Annotated in this window: 10 protein-coding genes; 3 read left to right on the top strand and 7 right to left on the bottom strand. The window is 43.7% G+C overall.

Features of this window, described 5'->3' with window-relative positions:
• Positions 1-543: 543 nt before the first annotated feature.
• The 3 genes from QME03_RS08905 to QME03_RS08915 all read right to left on the bottom strand — a co-directional run bounded on the left by QME03_RS08905 (position 544) and on the right by QME03_RS08915 (position 4,850).
• The gene (locus QME03_RS08905; protein WP_281724145.1) at positions 544-3,015 is read right to left on the bottom strand and encodes an ATP-dependent helicase; all 2,472 of its coding nucleotides are present in this window, start codon (positions 3,013-3,015) and stop codon (positions 544-546) included.
• Positions 3,016-3,049: 34 nt separating this feature from the next.
• Complete coding sequence (mtgA, locus tag QME03_RS08910; RefSeq protein ID WP_281724146.1) at positions 3,050-3,787, bottom strand: monofunctional biosynthetic peptidoglycan transglycosylase; 738 nt, start codon at positions 3,785-3,787, stop codon at positions 3,050-3,052.
• A gap of 385 nt (positions 3,788-4,172) precedes the next feature.
• Complete coding sequence (locus QME03_RS08915) at positions 4,173-4,850, bottom strand: OmpA family protein (protein WP_281724147.1); 678 nt, start codon at positions 4,848-4,850, stop codon at positions 4,173-4,175.
• 403 nt (positions 4,851-5,253) lie between these two features.
• Between QME03_RS08915 and QME03_RS08920 the strand changes: the two genes are divergently transcribed.
• Both QME03_RS08920 and QME03_RS08925 read left to right on the top strand, forming a co-directional pair.
• The gene (locus QME03_RS08920) at positions 5,254-5,802 is read left to right on the top strand and encodes a peroxiredoxin family protein (RefSeq protein ID WP_281724148.1); all 549 of its coding nucleotides are present in this window, start codon (positions 5,254-5,256) and stop codon (positions 5,800-5,802) included.
• 211 nt (positions 5,803-6,013) lie between these two features.
• Positions 6,014-6,433, top strand: a complete 420-nt coding sequence (locus QME03_RS08925) for a rhodanese-like domain-containing protein (protein WP_273147186.1) — start codon at positions 6,014-6,016, stop codon at positions 6,431-6,433.
• Positions 6,434-6,624: 191 nt separating this feature from the next.
• Here QME03_RS08925 and QME03_RS08930 read toward each other — a convergent pair whose 3' ends face one another.
• From QME03_RS08930 to gyrA, 4 genes are all read right to left on the bottom strand, one after another.
• Positions 6,625-7,950: a DEAD/DEAH box helicase gene (locus QME03_RS08930; protein WP_281724149.1), complete on the bottom strand. Its 1,326-nt coding sequence runs from the start codon at positions 7,948-7,950 to the stop codon at positions 6,625-6,627.
• Between the two features lie 317 nt (positions 7,951-8,267).
• A complete protein-coding gene (locus QME03_RS08935; RefSeq protein ID WP_273147181.1) occupies positions 8,268-9,473 on the bottom strand; it encodes a tetratricopeptide repeat protein in 1,206 nt (401 codons plus the stop codon).
• A 158-nt stretch (positions 9,474-9,631) separates the two neighbouring features.
• Complete coding sequence (locus tag QME03_RS08940) at positions 9,632-10,858, bottom strand: tetratricopeptide repeat protein (protein ID WP_273147180.1); 1,227 nt, start codon at positions 10,856-10,858, stop codon at positions 9,632-9,634.
• A 97-nt stretch (positions 10,859-10,955) separates the two neighbouring features.
• A complete protein-coding gene (gyrA, locus tag QME03_RS08945; protein ID WP_281724150.1) occupies positions 10,956-13,568 on the bottom strand; it encodes a DNA gyrase subunit A in 2,613 nt (870 codons plus the stop codon).
• Between the two features lie 327 nt (positions 13,569-13,895).
• Between gyrA and QME03_RS08950 the strand changes: the two genes are divergently transcribed.
• Positions 13,896-15,038 carry a BPL-N domain-containing protein gene (locus QME03_RS08950; protein WP_281724151.1) on the top strand — a complete coding sequence of 381 codons (1,143 nt, stop codon included), beginning with the start codon at positions 13,896-13,898 and terminating at the stop codon, positions 15,036-15,038.
• Positions 15,039-15,657: the final 619 nt, after the last annotated feature.

Below are 15,657 nucleotides of genomic sequence, written 5' to 3' on the forward strand. Positions count from 1 at the left end.
TGCAATATGCACCAAAACGCAGCGCAATATGCAGCAAAACACCTTGCGTTTAGCACCAAAACGCAAGGCGTTTAGCACCAAAACGCAGTGCTAAATGCTGCAAAACGCGAGACAAACTGCAGCAAAACACACAAAAAACCATAAAAAAACGGTGTTTTAAGCGCTATTTATAGGCAAATTGACCATTTTAGACAAGAAACTACTTGTTGACTTTTAGCGGTTAATTTTGTGAGATCTTCATCCCTAAAACCTGCTATATAGCATCTATTTTCACGTTATTTCTCGTAAACAAATGGTTATCAATAAATTATAAACTTAAAAAATACTCGCAAAAATCCAGCCACCTCCCAAACATTTTATGGCGAAGCCAGTCATAATGTTAAAGTATAGTAAAATATTTTGACAACTCGTACAAAAAAAATACTGCATATTCTACTTGGGAACATAATACGACAGCCCAAGTTATAAGAGCATACTGAAATCACAATACACTAAAAAATATAAGCCAAAGCATGTGATAGAGACAATAAAAATACCATTCTCTTAACCAATCACCTTAAACTTAGCATACTTCAACAACAGTTTCTTAGAGCCTGCATGCTTAAAATTCACTGTCATTTTAGCATTTTCGCCCACATCTTCCAAGGATTCAATAGTGCCAACACCAAACCTTTCGTGTTCGATAACACAACCTTCGACAAGGGCTTTACCGCTGTTATCGTGCATCACTTCGGCAGGAGAAGCAGTTCTCGAGGAATGATTAATAACCTGCGACACCTTTTTAAGATTAGCCCCACTGGCAGCAAGCCTGCGTTTAAAACTATCCGACAAGGGGTCGACGGCCTTTTCGGGCTGTCGTGGGCGAGCAGGGTTGGGTATTGGGTCGGCCATAAACTGACTGGCAACTGGTTTTGAATTGAGAAAACGAGGATTACCAAAACGTTTTTCTCCGTCAACCATCTCGCCCCAACCACTATTATAGCGCGAAGTGGGCACATCATCTTGGTGCAAACGTCGTTCTAATCTTTGCGCAGACAAGTCTGCCATGGGGTTTTGAACATTGAGCAAAGAGGGGTCGATGTCGCGAATAAAGCGGCTAGGCGTGTCGAACTCCATCCTACCAAAGCGAAAACGATTTTTGGCACACGTTAAAATGCAATGCTTTTCGGCCCGCGTGATGGCCACATAAAGCAGTCGGCGTTCTTCTTCGAGCTGTCGGGGCGAGTCTGTTGAACGAGGACTAGGGAAGATATTTTCTTCCAATCCCACCACAAACACAGTTGGAAACTCCAACCCTTTTGCCGAATGCACCGTCATTAGTACCACTCTACTTTCGTCGTCGCCCTCACTATCGAGGTCGGAAAGCAACGAAACCTCTTGCAAATAATTGCTTAAAAACACCTCGTCTTCGTTTCCTTCCTCGCGTCTTATCTCCACAAACTCTTTCAATCCGCCCACAAACTCCTGCAAGTTTTCTTGTCTAGAAAGGCTGTCGGCATCGCTTGCACCATAGAGGTCGGCCTGAATGCCACTCTCTTTAATGATTTTCATTCCCAGTTCGTAGGCATCAAGTTTGTCTAACTGGGCCACAAAGCCATTCACCAAGTCGCGAAAATTCAACAACTTGGTCCATGTGCCTTTGTTTACATCAAGCTGAAAGCGAGTCGGCTGTGATAGAATGTCCCAACAGCTAACACCATTATTCTGTGCAGCCATGGTAATTTTACCCAAAGTGGTATCACCAATTCCACGTGCAGGATAGTTAACAATGCGTTTAAAAGCCTCCTCGTCGTCGGTGTTCATGGCCAATCTAAAGTAGGCGATAATATCTTTTATCTCCTTTCTTTGATAAAAACTTAGTCCGCCATAGATGCGGTAAGGAATGCTTTGTCTGCGCAATTCCTCTTCAAACGAACGACTTTGCGAGTTTGTTCTGTACAAGATGGCAAAGTCGCTATATTCGCCATCCTCGGTTTTTTTTAGGCGTTTGATATCGTTGCACACCACAAGCGCCTCCTCCTTATCCGAATACACAGGTTTGAGGATGAGCTTTTCTCCCTCGTCGTTTTGGCTAAACACATCCTTCTTTATCTGTCTTTGGTTGTGACTAATAAGGCTATTAGCCGCATTCACAATGTTTTGTGTGGAGCGATAGTTTTGTTCAAGCTTAAAAAGACGTGTCTCGGGGAACTGCTGTTGAAAGTCTAATATATTGTCGATGTCGGCACCTCTGAATCCATAAATACTCTGTGCATCGTCGCCTACCACACAGATGTGCCGATGCTCTTTTGTAAGTTGCGTTACTATGAGCTGTTGCACGTGGTTGGTGTCTTGATACTCATCAACCAAAACATATTGGAAACGCTGTGCATAATCCTTCCTAACCTCCTCGAATTCGGCAAAAAGTCGGTAGGTAAGCACCAGCAAATCATCAAAATCCATGGCATTAGCCAATCGGCAGCGTTGCATATAAGCAGCATACACTTTGTGAATAGCCGGCAAACGTTCGCGCGAATCTCTCAACATCAGTTCAGAATTAGCCGCATAGGCATCGGGCAAGATGAAATGATTTTTGGCCATTGATATGCGCGAATGCACCATTGCAGGCTTATACAGCTTATCGTCTAGCTTCATTTCCTTGCAGATGGTTTTGATAAGCGAGCGCGAGTCGGTTTCATCGTATATGGTAAAATTGGAAGAAAAGCCAATATGATGCGCCTCGGTACGCAAAATACGGGAGAAGATGGAGTGGAAAGTACCCATAAAAAGACGCTTTGAATGCTCGTGTCCAACGAGGTCGCCAATACGTGTTTTCATCTCTTTGGCCGCCTTATTAGTAAAGGTAAGGGCCAAGATGTTCCACGGTTTAAGACCCATTTGCAACAAATGGGCTATCTTAAAGGTAAGAACGCGGGTCTTACCCGAACCAGCACCAGCAATAACCAGCTGTGGTCCATCGGTATAAACCACAGCCTCGCGCTGATTTTCGTTTAGTTTTTCAAGCAATTTTTCCATCTTCAAGTGTACTTAAGGGGTATGTTATCCCCATTTATTTCTTTTTTCTATAAACGCCGCCACTGGCCGTATTTGGGTTATAGTCTTCTCCTTCTTTGGGGAACGAAGGCATAAAACGCATATTCAGCATTATCTGATTTTGCCGTTTACGCATATAAGGAGAGGGGTATTTTGAGCTGAACTTTCTGGGATTGGGCAAGGTTGCAGCCACAAGAGCACATTGCGCACGAGTCAAATTATTTGCCGTAGTTCCAAAATTGTATTCGGCAACGGCGTCTGCCCCATAGATACCGTCGCCCATTTCGATAGAATTGAGATACACCTCCATGATACGTTGCTTGCTCCACATTAGCTCAATAAGAGCCGTGAAATACATTTCGAACCCTTTTCTTATCCACGAACGGCCTGGCCAAAGAAACACATTCTTAGCCGTTTGCTGACTAATGGTGCTGGCACCAAGCTTCTTTCCGCCTTGCATATTGCGTTTGGCAGCTTTCTGTATGGCGTCAAAATCAAACCCGTGGTGCAATAAGAATCGCTGATCTTCGCTCGCCATCACCGCTACAGGCAAATGAGGAGAGATTTTATCCAACGAAACCCAATGGTGATGCATGGTAAGACTTTTTCCATCTGCCAATTGTTCGCCACAACGAATAAACATCAGAGGCGTGAAAAACACGGGTACAAAGCGCAAAACCACCACCACAAGGATGGTAGAACTGAAAAATAAGGCGGCAGTCCACCTCAACAGCTTAAATATTATCTTCTTCATAAGCTTCCATATAAAACTTTTCTATAACCTCAACGCCACATATCAAAGCCAAGTTTATACCTTAAGCATCGGCGCAGCTGTTCTTCTTTTTAGAAACATAGGCTCTTTTTTCCACGAGTAAAATACCAATCGGCCTTCAAATCCCCAAGAGCGATAGTTCAGAATAAAATCTAAGTAGATGCAGGAGATATTGTTTAAAAGCAGCCTAACAGGAAATGAGGCACACCACAGAAGCAATGTATCTGCGTGGCCAAACCCATTGGGAGATGATGCCCCTTTATTAACGTGGAAAGGCACGAAAGAAAAGACATCATCTCCCATTAAATATTGGTCAATGCAGCTTCTCTTTCGTGCCTTTTTGGCAATTATGCCATTGGCACAAGCCTTATTTCAATGTTCCGTTGTTTGCAGCGTCTACCATTGCCTTGCTTGCATAGAGATAAACTTCTACGCGACGGTTTTGCTGTCTACCAGCAGCAGTGGCATTGCTAGCCACAGGGTCAGAGCTTCCCTTGCCTTCAACCTTTTGGAATTGACTGTAGGGAACGCCACAAGAAGTAAGGTAGTTAACCACGCTTTGTGCACGGCTGTTGCTCAAAGGGATATTGATACCGTCGTTACCTGTATTGTCGGTGTGGCCGTAGATATCAACATGGCAGTCGCCATTCTCTTTAAGTACCTGTGAGAACTTGGCCAATTCGCTTTTAGAAGTTTTGTTAAGCGTTGACTTGTTGGTTGCAAATAGGATGCCCGAATCGAAAGTTACCTTAACGGCTTTCAATCCGTTGGCGTCGGTTACTTCTTCAACTTTAGCGTTCTTCACTTGTTCTGCGGTGCGTTTAGCCACCTTATCCATGTGCTTTCCAATCATTGACCCAGCTGCAGCACCAACAGTGGCGCCCACAACAGAACCAACAACTGTGTTACCAGCTACTTTTCCAATTACTGCTCCTAAGAGTGCTCCGCCACCAGTACCGATAAGCGTGCCTGTTCCTTGCTTTGTTTGGCAGCCAAACACCAATGAAAGACACATCAAAAGTGTCATCAATTTCATTTTCTTCATAAATCTCTAACTATGTTTTAAATTCAATCGTTGGTGCAAAGATACGTCTTTTTATTGTGTTGTTACACTATTTGCAACATTTTTTATCAATTTTGTTTGGTGAGAGTGGTGTTAGTTGTGATGTCATTGACAACTAATGATTGTACCTTAGATAATACGAGGATGTGCAACTTAGACCTAAACACAAAATACTTATATACACTTCGAACATTTGAGGTAAGAAATAAGTGGTAATTCTAGTGGAAACAGATACGTAAACCTAAACAAAACACGCGAAATAAAATAGTCGGCCGAAACAGAGAAACCCATAGATGCAATAAAAAAATAACCTTTACATGCATTAATAAGAAGGAAAAAGATTACTTTTGCATACAAAGCAACATACAATTAAAACATTATCAATATGAATATGAAGTATATACGCAGGGCTACAATGGCCCTATTGGCTGCCTTCTCGATGTGGAGCTACACAGCAAAGGCACAACAAACAACAGAAGTGGACTATGATGCGCAATACGCAACCGAACTAGTAAAGCCTGGAACAGTTGCTCCCGACTTTGAGCTTAACTCGCCCGATGGAAAGAAAGTGAGCTTAAGCCAGTTTAAAGGCAAATATGTGGTGCTGGACTTTTGGGCTTCGTGGTGTCCTGATTGCCGTAAAGATGCGCCGAACATTGTTGCCATGTACAACAAGTATAAGGATAAAGGGGTGGCCTTTGTGGGCGTGTCGTTCGATACAGATGTAGCTCAATGGAAAGCCGCTATCGAGAAATACGGCATGAAATATGCCCATGTTAGCGAACTAAAGAAAATGCGCGAAGCAAATATCTCTAAAGCTTATGGCGTTAAATGGATTCCTTCAATGGTGCTTGTAGACCCGCAAGGCAAGGTGGTTATGGGCACTGTGCTATCAACAAAACTAGAGAAAGAACTGGAAAAGCTTTTTAAATAAACGCTCTTTTGGCTTTAGGCCTATGCTTTGAACATTGAGAGAACATTGTAAATCCAAAACATAAACACTGGCATACAATATTAAAACACGACTTGAGTTGTTTGTAACCAGACCAATAGGAACTGATAACGCGGAGATTTGCTAACCAACATCCCCTACTCCATGCACTTTGGTCAACAAACACCAAGCCCAAACATAAAAAGACTTGAAAATGAACAGGCAGAATATATCAACAACACCATCAGGTATTAAAAAAATAGCACTTATTATTATGTCCATCTGGAGTATTTTACTCGGTGCGTGCGCCCAAAGCACGTTCACCAACGTAGACGTTAATGGCTTTGAAAAGGCCATTAAGAACGACTCTGTGCAAATATTAGACGTTCGAACCAGCGAAGAGTTTGCCGAAGGCCACATTAAAGGGGCTATTCAGGTAGACGTTTTCAGTGCTAACTTCTTGGCCGATGCTGAAAGTAAGCTGAAAAAAGACAGAACTGTGGCAGTGTATTGTCGCAGTGGAAAACGCAGCGCCAATGCTGCAAACCAGCTTACAAGCAAAGGTTTTAAGGTGATAAACCTTGAAGGAGGCATCATGGCATGGATTGCTAACAAGAAAGAAACGGTGAAATAAAGGCTCATTCTTTCGCCTTTGGACTCACATGTTAAGCTATTGCGCCGCTTCTTCTGTGTTTTAGAGACCAGCATAGGCGCATTTGAGCAATGAAACCAAACAAAACGGTGGAACTATCATAAGCGATAGTTCCACCGTTTTATTTTAGGGGTTACGGCATAGTCGTAAAATGAATATTACCCTAGGTGCGCTTATTTCACTTCTTCAACAATAGTTTTCACGCCCTTTATCTTTTCGCCAGCCACATCGGCCAACAAACGTTTTACTTTATTTCTACTAACAGCCACGTAGGCATAACGTTCTTTCACGTCGATACGTCCAATATCATCGTTGTTGAGATGTCCTTTTTTGCAGAGAAAGCCCAAAATATCGCCCTTACTAATCTTGTCTTTCTTACCCTTCCCTATATATAAGGTGGCCATTCGAGGCATTTGGGGCATACCAACTGCATCGGTTAAGGCGAAAGGTTGCACCTCTGTATCAACGTATTCGGGAATTTGTTCGCCCGAAGAAAGGATAAAATACCCATTTCCACGTTTGTCCCAGCGTGCTGTTCTACCAATACGATGAGTGTAAGCATCAGGAGTTTCGGGAAGATGATAATGCACAACGTGGCGCACATCATCGATATCCAAACCGCGCGAAGCTAAGTCGGTGCACACCAAAACATTGGCGCTACCATTAGAAAAACGATAAAGCGCAGCTTCACGAGCATCCTGTTCTAGTCCGCCATGAAACAAACTGGTAACAAATCCCTTCTCCATCAAGAACATATTGGTACGCTCTACACTTTCGCGATGATTGAGAAAAACAATGGTACTGTCGCCATTAAACGCCATCAAGAGCCGATACAGGGTCTCAAGTTTATCTTTGGAGTCGCTTTTAACTTCATAAACAGCAATGCGCTGTTTCACTTTTTCGGCCTCATCAACAAAGTCTATGCACGTAAGTTTGGTGCTCTCTACAAACAAAGGAATGCGAGGTGAGTTGGTGGCCGACAACAAAACGCGTCGTTGCACAAGTGGAAGTGCGGCCAATGCGGTGCGCATTTCGTTTTCAAACCCCATGTCTAAGCACTTGTCAAACTCGTCGATAACAAGCAAACGCACATCATCGGCCAAGATATTACCTTTTGCCAGGTGGTCGTTTAATCGTCCAGGAGTGGCAAACACCACTTGCGGGCGAAGCTGTTTCAAAGCTCTATGCTCTTCCATTGCCGTGCGTCCGCCATAACAAGCCATGCCTCGCACCGCTCCCACATCAGCCAACACCTGCTGCGACTGCAACGCCAGTTCGCGTCCAGGCACAATTACCACAGCCTGCACGTTGTCGTTGTGGGGATTAATCATTTCTGCCAGTGGTAAAAGATAAGCAAGCGTCTTACCCGTACCTGTGGGCGAGAGCACCACCACATCACCTTTGCCATCTTTCATGGCATCGGCCGTGGCCATCTGCATTTCGTTAAGACTTTCAACGCCCAGTTTTTGGAAGGCTTTCGCCAAGTCTATCTTATTCATTGTTATGAGTCTATGGGTTGGGAAGTTTATAAGTTTATGAGTTTATGAGTTGGGAAGTTTATGAGTTTATGAGTTTATGAGTTGGGAAGTTTATAAGTTTATGAGTTTATGAGTTGGGAAGTTTATGAGTTTGAGAGCTTGTGAGTTATTGAGTTGGGAAGTTTATGAATATATAAAGTCGTCAATTGGAGTGTGTATAAGTTTAAAAGTTTTTTCTACTTTGAAAGTAAATAACTGCGTGAGTTAATTGCCATCTAGCCAAGCAACTCACAAACTTACCAACTCAGAAACTCATAAACTCATCAACTTGCCTAATTCTATTTCGTTGCTTTCATCAACCTATCCATCTCTTCAAACTCTTTACCCATATTCAAGTTAAGGTAAATATTGTAGAGTGGCAACAACCAACGACTCTCGTCTTTGGGTGCAAGTCGGCGGTATTGTTCCATATAAGGCAGCGCACTGCGATAGCTAGCTGCCACCTTTTTCTTTAAGTCGCGCGATGTACGTGCCGTTTTCTCTTGTTCAACGGCTCTATTGAAATAAGCCAAACCAGCATTTAAGTACACTTCGGGTACCTCTTTGTTTTTAGCAATAATGCTATCACACAATGCAATGCAGTCATCGTATTGGCCAAGGTTTAAAAGAATGGTAGACTTTGCCACACGCAACCACAGATGTTCGGGCATGGCCGCAAGAGCTTGGTCGACGTAAGTGTTGGCCGAAGTCCAATTATTGTCTTTCGAATAATATTCAATCAGATGCGTGTAGAAATAAGTTTGTGTGGGATAATCCTGAAATCCCTGTTTCAGCACGGCCATATACCTCTCCAAATCGTTCTGTAACAGATACACATCTGCTAGATATTGCAATAGGTATTCGTGGCGTTCCTTATCTTTTTCAGCCAAAGGAAGATAGCGCAAAGCCAGTTCTGGCTTGCGTAATTTATATCCGCAATACACCGAATAGAAAGCTGCGCGTGGCAGTTGTGGGTCGGTATTGAGGATGTTGTAACCCGTAAAGATGGGGGTTTGAGCACAATCGATGTACAGCGAGAAGAACTCAAAAGCCTTATCGTACATCTTTTTGCTCATAAAATAAGTACCACCAAAGAAGAGGTTAGGCTTATATGTGAACAGTTCTTCGGCATGTTTCTTACGATATTTAATTTTGTTTTCGTTGCCATTAGCGTTCACACGCTCTACCGAGTCGATGCTTTCTAGCGTTAGACACATCTTCTTGGTGAGGTTATACATGGTTACGGTGTCGGCAGTTTGCTGCAAGTACAATCTTTCGTTGCCTTGTTCGTACTTCTTTTTTATCACATCGAAAAGCAACAACCATGTTTTAACGTCTTTCCGATTATCAGGTTTAGCCAACACATCATTCATGATGCGTTCTGCTTTATCTAACTCTTTTCCCGTTTTTAGGGATGTTTTCACCTGCTGCAGTTCCTTCTTTATAGAAGCAGAAGCTGCCGTGGTTATCACTGATAATAACAATATAAAGTAAAATCTGTTCATTCAGATAAATCTATTTTACGCCTTCTTAATATTAGGCGACTAATATTCGCCACACCCTAATAATGCGAGCGATGGTTTAAGAAGTATGAAAAAACAAATGCAAAGCACAGAACCAGAGCCCCACGGCTATGGTTCTGTGCTTATTCATACTACTTTTATTACTTATTGAGTAACGATTCGAGGTCTTTCGTGCGTTGGTCGGCAGCGCCATAGTTTACATAATAGCACTGGTAGAGTGGATAGCTCCAATTAGCTTTCTCGCGATTGGGGTCCAATTCTTTAGCTTGTTCCAAATAGCCCATCGACTCTTTGTAAAGCGCTTTCTGAGCAGGAACATCGCCATTGATGGCAGCAGCCTTAGAGTTGATGCAGAAACCCAGATAAGTAAGCACTACAACGTTTTTAGCATCAATGGGAAGCACCTTCTTAAACGAAGCGATAGCCTCATCCCATTGGTTAGCATTCATTTCGGCTTGACCTTTAAGTGTCCATGCCATTGCGCTATTGGGGTCGGCAGCTAGACGAGAATTAACAAGCGACTTCAACTCATCTTTCATGTTCATGTTGCCATACATGCTGGCCAACGTTCCCATAATCATGTCGTTAGAAGTATCTTTGGCATAGAATTCCTTCAGCTTATTGATATACGCCAACGAGTCTTCTTTCGTTTTCAGTTGCTGTTGAGCAACGTAAAACTTCAAGCTCAGCGCGTCTTTATAATCGTCAGAGTTAGCAGCAGCATGCTTCAAAGACACGTCAATATACTTATCTGCAGCAGCGAAATCCTTATCTTGGATGGCATAGCGTGCAGCAAATCCAGCCACTTGGCTCACATATTGGTCGGGTTGCTTATTAGCCACATCAGCAAAGAGCGGTGTATCGGCTGTAGTAGAGTACAATCCCCAGTATTTCAGCACGCCTGCGCTGTTGTTTTTCTGTGCAGCCTCTTGTCCTGCATTCACCAAATACACGCGCAAGTTATACAAGCGGTTTTGGTTAGCACTGTGGAACTTAGGTTTCACCTTACCCTTTTCGTTGGGCATTTGGTCGTACTTTTCGCATTCAACAGCATTGGTAAGCGCATCTGCAAGAGCGTTGTAGAAGCCTAAAGTGTCGTAAGGTTGAACCTTACCTTGCTTAAATTGCTCAGCCATTTGATTGGCTGTGATAACGCTTTGTTCTTTGCTTATCTTCTCAAACGAGAGGTCAACCAGCTTATTATAAGCCTTTGCCTTGTCGGCATCGCTCATGCTAGCGAGATTGCTTTTCACCAATGCTTGCGCATCAGCATAGGTTTTAGCCTTCAACACCTCCTTAACGGCATCTTGGGCGAACGCCACAGGCGATGCAGCAAGCATCAGGGCGAACATCATCATTTTTCTCATAACTGTAATTTTTTAAGATTTAACGATAGTCTATCTCTGTATTGGCAGTGCCAGCGAGCGCATTATTGCATACGTTCGCCAGCTTCTGCCTTATTATTTATTCGGTAGCGTTAACTTCTTCAGTCTCTTCGTTGGCATCATTGCCATTGTCTAGAGCCTCATTGTTTAAGCTATCCGTTCCCTGTTCGGCATTAGTCAAATGTGCTTCTGCCTCATTTTCCTCATCATTTTCGTTCAGATCGTCTTCCTTTTCAGAAGTTTTCACCTTACAAACACTAGCAATAACATCGTTTTTCTTGCTCAAGTTGATTAGGCGAACGCCCTGAGTAGCTCTACCCATTACGCGGAAGCTAGCCACTGCCAACCTAATAGTGATGCCGCTCTTATTGATAATCATGAGGTCGTTGTCGTCGGTAACATTCTTAATAGCCACCAACTTACCCGTCTTATCGGTGATATTAAGTGTTTTCACACCTTTTCCACCGCGGTTAGTCTGTCGGTAGTCGGCCACGAACGAGCGTTTTCCGTATCCCGTTTCACTAACCACCATCACCGTTTCTGTTTCGGGATTGTTCACCACAATCATACCAACCACAGCATCATCTCCACCATCCAGACGCATACCGCGCACACCTGTCGCCGTTCTACCCATGGTTCGAACTGTGTTTTCGTCGAAGTAAACAGCACGTCCGTTGCGGTTAGCCATAATCAGATAGTTCTTACCATTAGTTAGACGCACATCAACCACCTCGTCGCCTTCGGCAATAGTGATAGCGTTTACACCGTTAGCCCGTGGACGAGAGTAAGCCTCAAGACTTGTTTTCTTCACCGTTCCGTTCTTCGTAGCAAACACAATGAAGTGGTTTTTGATGAATTCGTCATCGTTAAGACCCTTCACACGCAGGAAAGCATTTACAGAGTCGTCGGCATCAATGTTCAATAGGTTTTGTATTGCGCGTCCCTTAGAAGTTTTTTCTCCTTCAGGAATTTCGTAACACTTCAACCAATAGCAACGTCCTTTCTTCGTGAAGAAGAGCATTGTTTGGTGCATCGTGGCTGGATAGATATATTCCGTAAAGTCTTTATCGCGTGTGTTGGCCCCTTTACTACCCACTCCACCGCGAGCTTGCTCGTGAAACTCGGATAGCGGTGTGCGCTTGATATAGCCCAAATGACTAACCGTGATAACCACAGGGTCGTTGGGATAGAAGTCTTCGGCATTAAACTCATGCTCATCGGGAATAATTTCAGTGCGTCTTTCGTCGCCAAACTTATCCTTAACCTCTTCCAATTCCTGCTTCATTACACGCTTACATTCTTCTGGGTCGTCCAAAATAAGTTGCAATCTAGCAATAAGCTCTTCCAATTCTTTATATTCAGCATGCAACTGTTCGATGCGCAGACCCGTGAGTTGCGATAAGCGCATATCTACAATAGCCTTACTTTGCAGCTCGTCTAATTCAAATCGCTTCTCCAAGTTGCGTTGTGCAGCCGATGGTGTTTCGCTTTTACGAATGATTTGCACCACCTCATCGATATTGTCACAAGCAATAATCAATCCTTCCAGAATGTGTGCACGCTCTTGCGCCTTCTTCAAATCGTATTTAGTACGACGAATAGTTACATCATGACGATGTTCTACAAAGTATTTCACACACTCTTTGAGCGTGAGCAAGCGTGGACGCCCCTTCACAAGCGCAATATTGTTTACCGAGAACGAGCTTTGCAGCTGCGTCATCTTAAACAATTTATTAAGCACCACATTGGCGTTGGCATCGCGTTTCACGTCTACCACAATACGCATACCTTGTCGTCCCGACTCATCATTGGCATTAGAGATACCCTCCAATCGCCCTTCTTTCACCAGATCGGCAATATTTTCAATGAGTTGAGCCTTGTTTACGCCGTAGGGTATTTCTGTAACCACAATCTTATCATGGCTTTCATCGCTTTCAATCTCGGCTTTAGCGCGCAGCACAATACGTCCGCGACCTGTTTCGTAGGCATCTTTCACACCCTGCAAGCCATAAATATAAGCCCCAGTGGGGAAGTCGGGCGCCTTGATATATTGCATTAGGCCCTCGGTGTCAATATCAGGATTGTCGATGTAAGCACAGCAACCATCAAGCACCTCGGCCAAGTTGTGCGTTGGCATATTGGTAGCCATACCCACAGCGATACCATTACCACCATTTACCAGCAAGTTGGGTATCTTGGTAGGCATAACTTGAGGCTCTTGCAGCGTGGCATCAAAGTTTTCAGCCATGTCAACAGTCTCCTTATCCAGGTCGTCCATGATGCGTTCGCCCAGCTTCGAGAGTCTACATTCGGTGTAACGCATGGCCGCAGCCGAGTCTCCGTCGACGCTTCCGAAGTTTCCTTGCCCGTCTACCAGTGTGTAACGCATGTTCCAATCCTGTGCAAGACGCACCAAAGCACCATACACCGATGAGTCGCCATGTGGGTGATACTTACCCAAAACATCGCCCACCACGCGCGCACATTTCTTATAAGGCTTATCGCTGGTGTTTCCCAACCCCAGCATTCCGTACAAAATGCGCCTATGAACGGGTTTAAACCCGTCGCGCACATCAGGAAGCGCGCGCGCAACAATAACCGACATACTATAATCAATGTACGAAGACTTCATTTCTTCTTCGATATTGATCTTGATTATCCTGTCTTGATCGATTGTTTGATTTTCGTCCATCTAATCTATTGTGATTTTATTGAATATTCGTTCTGAGGCCATTTCCTTTCGATTTAAGGCCTTTTATGCACGATTTACAAGGTGCTAAGTTAATACTTTTTTCTCATTTGGTAAAACAAATAGCGCTAAAATACCCCAAAAAGCCCTACAAACATGTTGTTTTACATACATTAGGCCCCACACTTGCACGCGTCCAACCTAAAAATAACTTAAAGCACGCACAATCAATTGTAAGTTTGAAGGAATAATTGTATATTTGCCACTTGCATGATATACCATGCCTTGGATGAATATTGCTATCAAAAATATTAACTAACATATATTACGATGCTACAAAAATTTATTCTCACATCCTGCATGTGCCTCATATCGCTTGGCGCTTGGTGCACAGAGAGAGTTAATAAGGTTAGAGTTGGCGTGTTTAATGGGCACGGTGGCGCACAAACTTGTATCTGGGAGGCGGTTGCCGCTGTGCAACTTGACCCCGACATGACTGTGCGAACCTTCACCACTAGCGACATTGCCAATGGGGTTTTAAACCAACTAGACGCCATAATCATCCCTGGCGGAGGAGGAACTACGCAATATATGAACCTTGGCGAAGAAAATATCAACCGCATTAAGGCCTTTGTGCGCTTGGGAAAGGGTGCTGTGGGCATCTGTGCTGGGGCCTATCTCTTTAGCGACACACCCAAATATGCGTGCTTGCGTATTAATGGCGCGAAAGCTATAGACATCGAACACGACAACCGTGGGCATGGCATATCGGCCCTTTCGCTGACCAACGAGGGTAAAAAGCTGTTTCCCGAAATTGCCAATAGAGACAAATCGTATGTGATGTACTACGAAGGACCGGTCTTGGTGAAGAGTGATAGCGTGCCTCTTAACTACATTACCATGGCAATGATGGAAACCGATGTGCACGAAGAGGGCGATGCGCCTGCCAATATGACCAACAACCGACCTTTTTTTATTGCCAACACACTGGGTAAAGGTAGAGTATTTAGTAGCATTGCCCACCCCGAGGCCACCCCAGGAATGATGTGGATGATACCCAGAATGGTGAGATGGACTCTGAATATGCCTATCGTTGCTTATTCGGAAAAGGTGGTTAGACCGCAGATTTATAACAAAGAAATACTCATGACCAAGGCCGACTTAAAGAAAGAACGCGAATACTATTACACGCTTCTTTATGGTTCGCCCAAAGAAAAGGTTGCAGCACTAGACTGGCTGCAGGCTTGTCGCTCGTGGGAAGCTAAGCGCTGGGTGCAAGGTTTGCTCTTTGATAGCAGTGCATTGGTGCGTGTGCGCGCTGCCCAATTTATTGCCGAAACCGACTACCTGCCGTTTCTTAACGACCTAACCACTGCTTGCAAAACCGAAAAAGATGCGCAAGCTAAGGCACAAATGCTTAACTACTTGAAGCAATTGAGGGCACTTTTGCCCACTCTGCGTAAGCAACGCTAAGCGCCACACCCTCTACAACAATAGCCATTCTCGGCTCTAAACTACACAGCCCAAGCTTCTTCATGTAGTTTTGAAGGCACTGTTTTTGCGTGTGCAAACACCTGTTTGGCAAATGTTCTTCTACGATTATCATTCGTTATTATTGAGACAATAGCCATAAACCAAGGGTTGCCAATTCATCATCATCTCACAAGAGAGACTATCCAACCCAAATCAGTCGTTAGAGTCATTTTGATCTTGTGTATTATTGAGCACATTGCCAACCTTATTCTTGAAGGTGTAGGGCACTACACCAAAGAAAAACGGCAGACAAGATGCCAAAAAACAAACGAGAGATGAACTGGAAGCAATGAAAACAATGTAAAATATGAGATAAGCCATCTAACAACCAATTGAGGTTTAAGATGCAAAACAACCACATAGCAGCTAGACGGTTAAAGGCTTAGACAGAAAACTTTCGCTCCAAGTCCTATCCTTTAACCATCTAACTGCTATGTTGCTTTTATAACAAACCCATGTTTCAACCTGCAAAATAGGCTAGCGAACACGCATGGTGTAAACAAACTACTTAGGGATATTCAGTAAATATCTAACTAATTGTTTGTCAGTGTAATATATT

The sequence above is a fragment of the Hoylesella shahii genome (assembly GCF_937990675.1).
Taxonomy (GTDB): Bacteria; Bacteroidota; Bacteroidia; order Bacteroidales; family Bacteroidaceae; genus Prevotella; species Prevotella shahii.

Coding starts and splice junctions, on each gene's coding strand:
- QME03_RS08905 (WP_281724145.1), bottom strand. CDS start 3,015: ATGGAAAAATTGCTTGAAAAACTAAACGAAAATCAGCGCGAGGCTGTG.
- mtgA (WP_281724146.1), bottom strand. CDS start 3,787: ATGAAGAAGATAATATTTAAGCTGTTGAGGTGGACTGCCGCCTTATTT.
- QME03_RS08915 (WP_281724147.1), bottom strand. CDS start 4,850: ATGAAGAAAATGAAATTGATGACACTTTTGATGTGTCTTTCATTGGTG.
- QME03_RS08920 (WP_281724148.1), top strand. CDS start 5,254: ATGAATATGAAGTATATACGCAGGGCTACAATGGCCCTATTGGCTGCC.
- QME03_RS08925 (WP_273147186.1), top strand. CDS start 6,014: ATGAACAGGCAGAATATATCAACAACACCATCAGGTATTAAAAAAATA.
- QME03_RS08930 (WP_281724149.1), bottom strand. CDS start 7,950: ATGAATAAGATAGACTTGGCGAAAGCCTTCCAAAAACTGGGCGTTGAA.
- QME03_RS08935 (WP_273147181.1), bottom strand. CDS start 9,473: ATGAACAGATTTTACTTTATATTGTTATTATCAGTGATAACCACGGCA.
- QME03_RS08940 (WP_273147180.1), bottom strand. CDS start 10,858: ATGAGAAAAATGATGATGTTCGCCCTGATGCTTGCTGCATCGCCTGTG.
- gyrA (WP_281724150.1), bottom strand. CDS start 13,568: ATGGACGAAAATCAAACAATCGATCAAGACAGGATAATCAAGATCAAT.
- QME03_RS08950 (WP_281724151.1), top strand. CDS start 13,896: ATGCTACAAAAATTTATTCTCACATCCTGCATGTGCCTCATATCGCTT.